This window comes from Akkermansiaceae bacterium (assembly GCA_017798145.1).
Lineage (GTDB): Bacteria > Verrucomicrobiota > Verrucomicrobiia > Verrucomicrobiales > Akkermansiaceae > Luteolibacter.
In genome coordinates this window covers 3,368,313-3,380,486 of sequence record CP059069.1, presented here as the reverse complement: position 1 = coordinate 3,380,486, position 12,174 = coordinate 3,368,313, and the positions used below count along the sequence as shown (strand labels likewise).

Here is a 12,174-nt window from a genome sequence, read left to right as displayed (position 1 = left end):
ATTCGATCCTTGGCGAGCGCGAGTCATCGCCCAATACCCCTCCCCCCCAAAAAAATCATCAGACAAGCCCCACCTCCGACTCCGCTTAGTACTCATCTCGTTATGGAATACACCTGCGCCCTGAAAGCCGTCGCCCTGACCTCAACCCTCGTCATCACCAACTACGCCTTCGCAAACCCCGACCTCGCTGACCTCATCGACCAGGCCAAGGCAAAGGCCAACCAGAACGCCGCCGAGGCCAAACTGTCCACCTCCGTCATCAACGGAAAAGGCACCATCACCTACAATGGAAAAAAGGTCTGGCTAGGCCCCGTTAAGAAAGACCTAAAGGCCTTCTCCAAAGCAATGAGTAGCAGCGAAAACGGAGATCAAAAGAGCACCGAATACGCCGCTGTCTGGGACGGGGACAAACTCGTCTGGGAAAACATGCCCGGTGCCGGCGCTGCCCTCGAACCCGAACGCGAGAAACAGGAACAAGAACTTGAGAAACTAAAACGCCAACTGCGCAACTAATCCCTCCGCGCCGCTCGGTAACCATGGCATAACGACAGCATCGTTTGGAAGTGCGGTCAGCTATTCGATCGGCTCTCGTTGGCTGGGGTAATTTGGCACAACGTCCAAGTCCTCCTACACCTGCCCGAGGGCGAGGCTTCGACTGTGATCTGAAGGTCGAATGGTCGTGGCGGATTGAACTCGCGGCGGGGCAGGTATTAGGAGGGACGCCTTCTTCGGCTGGAAGCAACCTGTCATCTATGCTCTGCCTCTGCTTGTGAGCTTGGCGACGCCGATGCCGACATAGCCGCAAGCGATGGCGATAAGTAAACCGAGAAAGCCGCCGGAACCGAACGGTTGTTTGCCAGTGAACCTATGGCAGGCATATGCGGCTACCATTAGCGTGAACAAGGCAGGTGCGGCTCTCAGCCAAGAAATCGTGCCGTTGTGGCGTAAGCCAATCAAGAATAACACACATAATCCAAGCGCCCAAGGAAGTCATGATCCATAATGGTGACCGACCATCCTACCGTAAACAAAGGGTAGGGCCGCAAAGCCGCCGAGGAGAAAGAGACCGACCATGAATGCTGCGTAACTTCCCTCGCTAAACATGCCCACCTGTTGGGTCGGAGGTGTTGCAGGCAGCTCCTCCGGCGTGTTCTGGTTGCTTGTTTTCATTTTGTTTCAATCCAGTGCGGTTTTTTGGGAGCGGTGTTTTTGTGGCCGAACGTCGAGGTCTGGCACCGGCTACCGGGTGCGCCACTACGCAACAGGGTTAAGGGTTGTAGTCAAGAGTGTCATTTCGACTCGACCGACAATTCCCAATCTCATCTGCACTCTGGATCTTTGTCGTCCTTCCGTTCAATTCGATCAATTCGCTTATGGATCTCATGCAAGGATTGAGCACACGTGGAGGCGATCAGCGCTACGAGGAGGAACACCACGGGCATTGCCCCGTCCTTCATGGTTATGAAGACTGAGACCAACGATGACGCCGAGAAGAAGAGGAGGATCCACTGGGATGATTTCATTTTCTTGCAGAACGTTATAGTAGAGCAGCGGCGGTGGAAACCCCCAATTTAATCAGACGGCGGGTTCGGCGTCGGCTCCTACGCCTTGTTAGGCTTTTTGATTAGGTTCTAGGGTTCCCGATATTCCAAAATCTGACTCCTCCAACCATCGTCATGTTTTTGAAACTTCGTAGAAGAAGGTCAGATGTTCCATGTAAATCACCAAATACCAATGACCAACTAAGCAAGACGATGCCTGATGGGGATTTGGATTTTTTAGAATATCAAATAAATCAGAAGGGTTCTCTGCCTTGGCTTTGTCCCTATCAACGATTCTATACTCATTGTCAGAAAAGGTAAAATCTTGTTCACTGTCATCGCCGCGGATCGTCTCAACTATTTTTTGAGGTAATGGTTACTTCACGCGTCTCTATTCCCTTGTCGATCTCTAGAGATTTAAGATCCACTTTCCTAATTTCGATTAGCACCACTTTCTGATTAAATGCCGTGAGCTTGATGAAGTTCTCTGGTCGCACCATATCAGCCACTGATGTCAGTCCCGCAACCAGATGAACCGCACAAACATAGAGTGTGCAAACCAAGTTGTTCGTCATAATGGTGCGGAGTGACATCAATTCTTTTGCCTAACGATGAGCGCGTGCACCACTACCAGCGAGGGCGCGCGTCGATCACGGGGTTAAGGGTTGAAATACGGTAAATCATCGAAACTGAACGGCTGGTAGTGGTTGTCACGGCGCGGCTTGTTAGTCCCTTCTTTTGTAGAACCAGCGGGCATCGAAATCGTCTCGCGAAGCATCGTAATAGGATTCCAACGTGGTGCCGAAGCGTGCTGCCTCAAATTCAGCAATCGCTTCCTGCATATCAAATCCAAAATCATAGCCGATCAACTCGTCGATCAGCGTGGCGTCGACCTCTAAAGAGGTATAAGCAAGGCGAACTCCCTTAAGCGGAAATACACTGCCGGGCGTGAAGCTCATCGTCTCATCCTGTTCGTAAAGGTCGTCCAACACATAAGAATGCGCCCCGGTCAGACGATATCCGTCTCCCGTCGTCTCCATCACGCAGATCGAGTCTCCATCGTTGACGCAGATCTCAAACCCCATTGTGGATCCATTCTTCGCGAGGCGCTGTAGAAATGGAATGTCATCGCCATTGTGCCAGGTGAATAGCCCAGGTGCATTGGAGTAAAGCCGCCACCAGTTCGGCGCGGCCTTCTTCGCCCAGATTACCAATCGATTCAGCTTCTGAGGCTCGTCATACGAAGCAATGAAGTCGTCCGCAGAAGTCTCTGGACTCGCGAAGAATCCGAGTTGCTCCAGCAGAGGTGAGAGTGCTGTCTCAATGCTGGAGGATGCATCGGCTCGCAGGTAGGTGGCTGTGTCGGAAAATCCCATATTCTTGGACTAACGTCTAAGGAATGGCGGCGCCGGGGTCAACTTCCAAAATGATCAGTATAGCTGCCTCGGCGTCGCCATCTCCGCCTTGTTCGCTTTTGTTATTTGGTTGGTTAGTAGTCACCTTTGCCGTCTGGATATCTCGATTGTTCGGCTCCAAGACCTCCACGCGATTTGATCAACTTGCTAATCTTCGCTGAGTCGTAGCGTAAGGTCTCATGCAACTTGTAGTCGTAGGCAGATGTAAATGAGGTATCATCCTTCACGACCACTACACTTCCATCCGAACTCCAGAATACGCGAGAGTCAGACCCCTCTGAGAATAGAACCGACTCGAGAGAAACTGGTTTAGTGAACGTATGCGGCCAATCCGAAGCGCACAAAACAAAGGAAAGATCTCCGAAACTACGATTCTCAATGAACGCTCGATTTGAGGATCCAGATGATCCGACCACTTGAGTCCTGCCCGGCGGGTAGAATCTCGATCGCACTACTAAGAGCAAAACAACAACGACGAGTATCGCGAAGGTAAATAAGATGCGAATCAGGATTCGTGCGAACTTTGACTTGGCTTTGGGCGCTGACATATCGTCTCTTTCTCTTAGCGAACGTCGAGTCCTCCTACGCCTGACCGGAGGCGAGGGTTGAACTCGGGGTTGAGGTTGTTATTGTCATGACGGCTGGAACTGGAGGCGGGTCAGGCGTTAGGAGGGACGCCTTGTTCGAATTCTTCTTCTTCGCATCAGGTAAATCTTTGAAAGGCAGGCAAGCCACGCTGATGACGGTTCAGGAATTGAGGTGCCGACCACCTGAAAGGCTGGCAACGATCCACTCTGTAGCTCTAAGAAATCAATTCCATCAGTGGATACAGCTAGCCGAAATCTGTCTGGGTAGGGTAACGGAGAGATCTCGTTCAAATTATTCTTAATCTGATTCCAGCCATTGAACGTGAGCGAGTCTGTGGGCTCTGCGGTGATCCAGTATGTCTGCCCGGCGGCAAGCAATATTGGAGGCCTTCAGGAACAAATGAGGTCAGTAATGAAGAGCTCGAGTCATTCGGTATAGCCATGACAAATCCTGAAGTGATCGGTGCACCTGCAGGGAGATCTGAAAGCGAAGAACTCAGACGAATAGAGAGCTTAACTTCTGGTGAAGACGAATGAGAATAAAAGGATAAGGCCAGATCAACTGATGACAACAGCGTGTCAGATTCGAGAACAAATGGAGCTGCATGGCTATAGTATCCAACGAAGGAACTGTTTATCGATGCGCTACTGCCGGTGATGGCAAATGAGGAACTAGGTTCGTAAGTGCTATCCGCATAGAGCTGTGAGAAGACCACTGCTCCGCGACACGGTGCCAGGTAACTGAAGAAAGCGACAAGTGCGCAGGCTAGTAGCAATTGCTTGGGAGGATTCATCGGGTGGTTTTCTTCGAGACCATATGGCTGCCCGTTGAGCACGGCGCAGCATTTCAGATCCATTCTTTATTGGTTTGAAAGGTGGCGTGTCCGGTTCAATCCGTGGGCTATCCCGAATGAACGGGACCTATCCAACATTCATATGAACAAACAAATGAAAACGAACCCGGACACGCCACGCGCACTCTACATCGGACTCGACGTCCATAAAGAAAAAACATCCGTCGCCATCCTCGAAGCGGAGCGCGATGCCGAGCCACGCCCCTACGGCGAGATCAACACCACCCAGCACGCCCTCGAACGTGCCATACGCAGGATCGCCAAAAGCAACGGGCGCAAACTCTCCGACCTCCACGTCTGCTACGAGGCGAGCGGATGCGGGTTCTGGATCGCGCGGCGGCTTTTGCAGATGGGCGTCCGCTGCGAGGTCATCGCCCCCTCCCTCATCCCCACCAAGTCCGGCGACCGCGTCAAGACCGACAAGCGCGACGCCATGAAGCTCGCCAAAAACCTCCGCTACAACGACCTCGTCCCGGTCAACATCCCCGACAGCGTCGACGAGGCCGTCCGCGACCTCTGCCGCGGCCGCACCGATGCGGTCGACGACCTCCGCCGCGCCAGGGCCAGGCTCCTCGCCCTGCTCCGCCGCCTCGGCTACAAATACGACGGCAAGTCCCACTGGAGCCAGGCGCACATGAACTACCTTCGCGGCCTCAAGATGCCCGACAGCGCCCACCACATCGTCCTCGAGGACAACCTCACCCTCATCGACTTCCATGAGAAACGGGTCGAACGCATCGAGGCGGAAATGCTCAACCTCCTCGGCGGCTGGCAGCGCAAACCCCTCGTCGACGCACTCATGGCCTTCAAGGGCTTCAAGCTCGTCGCCGCCATGGTCACCGTCTCGGAGATCGGCACGTTCAGCCGTTTCGAACACCCCAAGAAGCTCATGGCATTCCTCGGCCTCGTCCCTTCGGAAAACTCCAGCGGAGGGAAACAGAGGCAGGGAGGCATCACCAAATGCGGCAACCCCCACGCCCGCTGGCTCCTGATCGAGCAGGCCACCCACTACCGCTACCCGCCCAAAGTCAGCGAACAGCTCTCGCGCCGCCAGACCGGGCAGTCCCGCTGGATCCTCGAGCTTTCATGGAGCACCCAGCTGCGGCTCAGCACCCGCTTCATGTCGCTGGCCAAGCGCAGGCTGCACCACAACAAGATCAAGGTATCGGTCGCCCGCGAGCTCTGCGCCTTCATCTGGGAGCTTGGCACCAGGATCGAATCCAAAACCCCCATCGGGAAAACGTCCAAAACCTCCGCCATGCCCGCCCGCCGCAAGAACCGATAACCGCACCACTCCACCTTCCCTTTTTCAAATCCCCCGGCGTCCCTTGGGGGGGATTTGAAAAATGAAAGCTTCCGTTACCAGGGACATAAGAAACCACAAAAGAAAGAGACATAGCCCGGTCATCTGCGTTGCAGACCGGGATGGGAAGCGCCAGCCGGCCCAATCCTCGATAGACGTTCTGGGTTAGTCCGGCATTGCCGGACGAGCACCCGTGCAGAGACTGAAACAAGGGCCACAAACGTGAATAAAGAAACTGTTGGAAAGGCTCGGGAAACCGGGCAGCCCACGAATAGCAGCATACCAAGCACTAGGCGAACCTGCTGATCACAACTGGATCAAACAACGCCATTCCCATCCCGGCCTACAGCACAGGGAAACCGGAAGAAAACTCATCAAACACCATAGATGACATAGAGAAACTTTTGCCCATTGACAAACAGGCAGCCATAGCAACGTCAAAGAGCACGCACCCCTATCAGCGGGGGCGAGCGTCGATCACGGGGTTGAGGGTGGAATAAGGTGAAGGCATGTAAACCGGGCGGCTGATAGGGGTTGCTGTGTCTCGACTTGTTAGCCTTTGGTTTGAATGCCTTTGCCGATGACGCAAGCACGAATGAACTGCTTCCCGTAATCGGTTACTTCCACCTTACGCTTCTCGGCCTCGCAGGTAGTCGAACCTTCGTGAGTCTGACTCTTAATAATCTCTTTGATTTGAGGGTGCTCAAGTAGAGTTTCGTATGCTTTGTCGTCCTTGATCCTCACTCCAAAGGGAATATCGATGAGACCGAGGCGATCTAGGTTTCCGAGGTAATTGGATGTCAGCTGTGGGTGCTGGCAGCTAGCCTCGACTCCTAGAGTTGTAATATTGCGGTGCGTGAGGATGTAGCCTCCCGCTTTGGCCAGCGTCATCTTGATGTTCACAGCTGGAACGGAATCCCGAGTAGCTAAAATGGTCAGTATCTTCGCTTCGTCAGGCGTCAGTTCCTTGATGATATCGACAAAAGACGGATGCGCGTTGATGGCTGTCTCGCGATCCATCGAGGTGGCCAATAGATTCGCAAACATCTCACTAAGCTCATCGTGATGGCCACTATATCGAAGAGCTTCGAGAGTTGGCCCCGCGACGTGCGGGTCGGGTGCTTGGATTCGATCCGGAGGGACATCTTTGAGTTTCTCCGATACGCGGGAATGAACAAATTCACGAATCTTCTCGATACCCCAAACTAGACCTTCGATTGGCACAAGCGCGGCATTCACTGCCTTAGCAACCACCTCAAGTCCCTTGCCCAACTCTTTGGCTGCGGGCTGTATAGCATCCTGGTAGATAGGCACTTGTTTAGTGAGTTCCGTCACGGCCTCGACTATATCTTTTGTTTTGGAGCTTTCGTCGGACATAATTTTCTGGGCTAACGTCAAAGTCCTCTCACACCTGCCCGAGGGCGAGGCTTCGACTGTGGGTTAGAGGTTGAATGGTCATAGCGACTTGAACTCGAGGCGGGGCAGGTGTTGAGAGTGACGTCTTGTTCTGCTTACTGTATTAGTTCGCTAAGAAATTCTTAACCTTGTGTGATAAGAATTCCATGTTTGCCTTCGTAGGCTTTCTGCCAAAGACGTTTAACGTCGCCGATTTCATTATAGACACGGTGAAAATAGTTATCGAACTCAAAGTCTACTAGGGCGGAATCCGATCTCAGATGCCAATTTATAAACCGTTTAGCATCTCTAATAGAACTAAGATACATGTCCTTCGGCATGAAATAAACTTCTCCAATCTCTCCGTTATCGATCATCTGGATTGATCGTTCATAGTGTTCAATATTGCGTTGGTAATTTTTCCTAGACCTATCTCGATTAGGCGGAAATTTTGCCGTTATGTGCTCAGCATAAATGAGTGCAATATCTCGACTTCTGACTCGGTATAGGTGTTCATATTCTTTCGAAACACTCTCATCTGAGTAAACGGAGTAGGGGCCAACAGAATCTTCTCCGTGGGCAATATCGCTATAGTAACAAGATGCTCTATTGTGAGAAAAATCTAGAGCAATATTGGATATCCACTTAATGAATGCAACGTCCGACTCTGATCTTTCTGATCTTGCCAGTAATAGTTCAGTGATCTCGGAAAAACGACTCATCATTTGATGACTCATTTTTGTCTGAGGAATGCTATTCGTATCGACTCCTTGCAAAAATTCGGTATATCCAATAGCGAAGAATCGGCTCCCGTGGGCTTCATATCCCGCTTTCATCATCTCGAATGGCAGAGCATAGTGTACGTCTTCGATTGGCATTGTGGTATCGGAATTATTTTGCAGAACAGATGTATTAGTTCCGCCCAGCTTGTGATATCGGGCGGGATAGTCTTCCAGTATGGGAGCGGGAAATCGTTGGAAGATCAAGGCTTTTCGCGCGGGGGCGTGTCCATATCGGGCGGCGGAGGGTGGCGGTTTTGCGCGGGGTTGCGGTGAAGGCGTTCGTTCCGTCAGGCATCTGTGATGGTCATAGATGGTTGAATACCAGAATTTACGAAGCGTGATGAAAAACCTTGATTGCAAACACCTTTCAAACGAACAGTGTTCCGATGATAGGTTCGCATGCCGACTGGAGATCGGATCTCGAGGCTTCCCGGGATCTCACGGATCAGGAAAAGCAAAACCACGTGTTTTTGCTGGCGTGGTATGAGCACTGGAGGCTGGGGCAGGGTTTGGAGCCGGTCAGGGCATCGGCGGTGAGATTCTGGAATGAGCAGGTGATCACCAAGCCGCGCAAGGATTGGCAGCTGGAGCGCTGGGCGGTGGCGATGCGCTGGCACAGGCGGTGGCTGGAGCTATGTGCTCAGAACGGGCGCGAGCCGCGCTCACTGGGAGAAAGGCTGCACCGTGCGGTGATGCTGGCGGGGGCGCGGCGCGGGCTCGCCCTGCGCACCCGGCAGACCTACGCGGGCTGGATGGCGCGCTACGGCGAGTGGGTGGCCGGTGCGGAAGAGGCCATGGATACGGAACGCGGCGGCGCGTGGCTGGCAGAGCTGGTGGACAAGGGAAAGGTGAGCTTCGCAACGCAGAAACAGGCGCTCAATGCGCTGGCGTTTTTCTTCAGGGACGTGTGCCGCAAGGAGGAGGTGTTGTTCGATGTGAGGCTGCGGCGGACGGAAAGGCGGACACCGGTGGTCATGAGCGCGAAGGAAGTGGTGGCGCTGCTCGACAAGCTGGAACCGCGCCACCGCCTGATGGCGGAGATGCAGTATGGGGCCGGGCTGCGGCTCAGGGAGCTCGTCTCGCTGCGGGTGCAGGATGTTGACAGGGCGCGCGGGCAGGTGGTGGTGCGGGGCGGCAAGGGCGGCAAGGATCGCGTGACGGTCCTGCCCAAACGGGTCAAGGAAAGCCTGGATGCGATCTGGGAGATCTGCGCGCCGTTCACGGAAAAGACCGCGCGGAAGGGGTGCCGGGTGTCGCATTGCCGACGGCGCTTGCCAGGAAAATGTCGAAGGCGGGGGAGAGATGGGAATGGTTCTGGATCTTTCCTGCCGACCACTTGTCGCGCGATCCGGAAACGGGCATCGAGCGACGGCACCATGTGCATGCCAAGGTTTACGGCGAGGCGATCACGAGGGCTGCCAGAAAGGCAGGGGTGGAAAAAAGGGTGACGAGTCATGTGCTTCGGCATTGTTTCGCGACCCATCTGCTGGAGGGCGGGACGGATATCCGGACTCTGCAGGAACTGCTCGGACACGCGGATGTGAAGACGACGGAGATCTACACGCACGTGGCGGAGGATGTGAACGGGAAAGGTGTGCGGAGCCCGCTGGATGCGTTGGGCGCGCAGGGCAACCGCATTTAGGATATTCCGAGGAAGGCGCAGAGGCGTGCCGGATTGGATCCGGCGGCGCCTCGCCCTGACAGCCTCCTCACCCGGCAGGCCGTTGGGCGGCTCGGGGAGGGAGCGCAATGCAAGGGGGACAGGTTCGAGGAGCTGGGAGAGGTGGAGTGGGAAGTGAGAAGGGGGGTGGCCTCGGGCAGGGGGAGGGCGACGGTCGCCGAGAGATCCTTGCGATGAGCCGCACTCGGGGCGTTCCATCTCTCGGGTGGGCCGAGAGTCCGCTGACCTTGCCGCCCGGTTTCTCGCTTGGCGCAGGAAGATGCCCCGCATCCCTTTGCGGGCTTTTCGGCTTGGGGGCGGATGGCTTTTTTGCGGCTCAGTGGGCGAGCGGGTTCTCTCCGGAGGCGTCGCCGAGGTGGGCTTGTTCCTGGGGTAGGAATTTCTTGAAGCGGGTCTTGTCGATGGCCTTCATGTAGGCTTCCGCAGGGGAGATCATGCCTTCGCGGAGCTTGGACCAGATGGATTCGTCCATGAACTGCATGCCCTCGCCCTTGCCGCCGGTGATGACGTCGTAGAGCTTCTGGGTGGCGCCTTCGCGGATGATGGCGGCGACGGCGGGGGTGCCGAACATGATCTCGTGGACGGCGACGCGGCCGGGCTTGTCCACGCGCTTGCAGAGGAGCTGTGCGACGACGCCGCGCAGGGATGCGGCGAGCATGGTGCGTACCTGCGATTGCTGGTTGGCGGGGAAGACGTCGATGATGCGGTCAACGGTCTTGCGGGCGTTGTTGGTGTGCAGGGTTCCGAAAACGAGGAGCCCGGTCTCTGCGGCGGTGAGGGCGAGGGAGATGGTTTCCAGGTCCCGCATCTCGCCGACGAGGACGATGTCGGCATCCTCGCGGAGGGCGGCGCGGAGGCCATCGGCGAAGGAGGGTGTCTGGATGGGCACCTCGCGCTGGGTGAGGATGGATTTCTTGTTTCTGTGGACGAATTCGATGGGTTCCTCAACGGTGATGATGTGGCGTGCGAAGTTCGTGTTGATGTAATCGAGGAGGGCGGCGAGTGTTGTCGATTTCCCGGAGCCGGTGGGGCCGGTGACAAGGACGAGACCGGAGCGCATGTGTCCGAATTCCTTGACGATCTCGGGCACTCCGAGCGCCTCGAGGGCCATGATCTCGGTGGGGATGAGCCGGAAGACGGCGGCGAGCCCGTTCTGCTGCTGGAGGTAGTTGCAGCGGAAGCGGGAATCCTCGTCCATTTCGTAAGCGAAGTCGAGATCGCCTTCCTTGAGATATTTCTGGAAGGCCTTGGGATCGCAGATCTCGCCGAGGAGTTCCTTGAAATCCTCGCCTTCGAGGACACCCTCGCCCTCGATGGCGGTGACGGCGCCGTGGACGCGGATCTTGGGGGGCTGCCCCTCGGAGAGATGAAGGTCTGAGCCTTTGCTGGCGATGAGGGTCTTGAAAAGTGCGTCGATTCTGGCCATGGGATGGGAAGGTTTTTCTCGGGGGAAATCCGGAACTTATGAATTGAGGAACTGGCGCATCTGCGCCTTGTCGTCGGAGCGGAAGAGGAGTTCATCGGCGCTGATGAGCCCCTTGATGTAGAGTTTGCGGAGGGACTCGTCCATGGTGACCATGCCGACGTGCTTGCCGGTCTGCATGACGCCGGGGAGCATGTAGGTCTTGCCTTCGCGGATGCAGTTCGCGACGGCGGGAGTGTTGACGAGGAGCTCGGTGGCGAGCACGCGGCTATCGCCGTTGACGGTGGGAACGAGCTGCTGTGAAAGGATGCCGCGCAAGGACTCGGAGACCATGATGCGGATCTGGTCGCGTTGGTCGGTGGGGAAGACGTCGAGCACGCGGTCGAGGGTGCGGGGTGCGTTGCCGGTGTGTAGGGTGCCGAGGACAAGGTGACCGGTTTCCGCGGCGGTGAGGGCGAGCTGGATGGTCTCGAGATCGCGCATTTCACCGACCATGATGACATCGGGGTCTTCCCGGAGTGCGCCGCGGAGTGCGCGGGCGAAGGATTCGGTGTGCTTGTGGACTTCGCGCTGGTTGACGTGGCAGCCCTTGGATTCGAAGACGTATTCGATGGGATCCTCGAGGGTGAGGATGTGGTCGTCGCGGTCTTCGTTGATGAAGTCGACGATGGAGGCTAGGGTTGTGGATTTCCCGGAGCCGACGGAGCCGGTGATGAGGATGAGGCCGTTCTGGTAGCGGGTTAGGGGGACGATGTGCTCGATGGGCAGGCCGATGCTTTCCATGGAGCGGATCTTGCCGTTGATGACGCGGAAGGCCATGTCATAGCCGAGGCGCTGCTTGACGACGGAGGCGCGGTAGCGGCCGTCGGAGCCGATGTATGCGAAGTCGATGTCGCCCCTTTCCTCGAGACGCGCCCATTCCTCCTCGCCGAGGAAGGATCTGGCGAGCCTTTCGGTATCTGCGGGGGATAGCGGGGGATGGTCCGGCCAGATGGGGGAGAGCTGGCCGTAGCGGCGCCATGCGGGGGGGAATGCGGTGGCGATGTGAAGATCCGAGCACTCGTATTCCCGACCGAGCTTGAGGTATTCGTCAACGTGATCGAGGACTGTGTGTTCGGACATTTTGTGAAGGTTTTGTGGGGATGCGTTTTTTTGGGGAAGCGGGGAGGCAGCCGTTCATGCTGCGGTGTGAC

General features: G+C 55.8%; 10 protein-coding genes. 4 read left to right on the top strand and 6 right to left on the bottom strand.

Translation table 11 applies throughout. From position 1 onward, the window contains the following. Window positions 1-102: 102 nt before the first annotated feature. Entirely contained in the window at window positions 103-513 is a 411-nt protein-coding gene (locus HZ994_14460; protein QTN33469.1) for a hypothetical protein, read from the top strand. Window positions 514-1,894: 1,381 nt separating this feature from the next. Here HZ994_14460 and HZ994_14455 read toward each other — a convergent pair. Beyond that, window positions 1,895-2,134 carry a hypothetical protein gene (locus HZ994_14455; protein ID QTN33468.1) on the bottom strand — a complete coding sequence of 80 codons (240 nt, stop codon included), beginning with the start codon at window positions 2,132-2,134 and terminating at the stop codon, window positions 1,895-1,897. Window positions 2,135-2,266: 132 nt separating this feature from the next. Beyond that, window positions 2,267-2,917, bottom strand: coding sequence for a hypothetical protein (locus HZ994_14450; GenBank protein QTN33467.1), 651 nt, complete (start codon window positions 2,915-2,917; stop codon window positions 2,267-2,269). Window positions 2,918-4,491: 1,574 nt separating this feature from the next. Between HZ994_14450 and HZ994_14445 the strand changes: the two genes are divergently transcribed. Next, window positions 4,492-5,682 carry an IS110 family transposase gene (locus HZ994_14445; GenBank protein QTN33466.1) on the top strand — a complete coding sequence of 397 codons (1,191 nt, stop codon included), beginning with the start codon at window positions 4,492-4,494 and terminating at the stop codon, window positions 5,680-5,682. Window positions 5,683-6,252: 570 nt separating this feature from the next. On the opposite strand, the gene HZ994_14440 is transcribed toward HZ994_14445, so the two are convergent. Both HZ994_14440 and HZ994_14435 read right to left on the bottom strand, forming a co-directional pair. After that, a complete protein-coding gene (locus HZ994_14440; protein ID QTN33465.1) occupies window positions 6,253-7,077 on the bottom strand; it encodes a DUF4393 domain-containing protein in 825 nt (274 codons plus the stop codon). A gap of 161 nt (window positions 7,078-7,238) precedes the next feature. Beyond that, window positions 7,239-7,973 (bottom strand): hypothetical protein, encoded by a 735-nt coding sequence (locus tag HZ994_14435; GenBank protein QTN33464.1) that lies wholly within the window; start codon window positions 7,971-7,973, stop codon window positions 7,239-7,241. A gap of 290 nt (window positions 7,974-8,263) precedes the next feature. On the opposite strand from HZ994_14435, the gene HZ994_14430 reads away from it, so the two are divergent. Then, entirely contained in the window at window positions 8,264-9,325 is a 1,062-nt protein-coding gene (locus HZ994_14430) for a tyrosine-type recombinase/integrase (protein QTN33463.1), read from the top strand. Further along, the gene (locus tag HZ994_14425; protein QTN33462.1) at window positions 9,214-9,519 is read left to right on the top strand and encodes a tyrosine-type recombinase/integrase; all 306 of its coding nucleotides are present in this window, start codon (window positions 9,214-9,216) and stop codon (window positions 9,517-9,519) included. The genes HZ994_14430 and HZ994_14425 overlap by 112 nt, the downstream gene beginning before the upstream one ends. Window positions 9,520-9,874: 355 nt before the next feature. Here the strand turns inward: HZ994_14425 and HZ994_14420 are convergent, their stop codons facing one another. Next, on the bottom strand, window positions 9,875-10,984 hold the full coding sequence (locus HZ994_14420; protein QTN33461.1) for a type IV pilus twitching motility protein PilT: 1,110 nt from the start codon (window positions 10,982-10,984) through the stop codon (window positions 9,875-9,877). A gap of 36 nt (window positions 10,985-11,020) precedes the next feature. Continuing rightward, window positions 11,021-12,103 carry a type IV pilus twitching motility protein PilT gene (locus tag HZ994_14415; protein QTN33460.1) on the bottom strand — a complete coding sequence of 361 codons (1,083 nt, stop codon included), beginning with the start codon at window positions 12,101-12,103 and terminating at the stop codon, window positions 11,021-11,023. Between the last annotated feature and the right edge of the window lie 71 nt (window positions 12,104-12,174).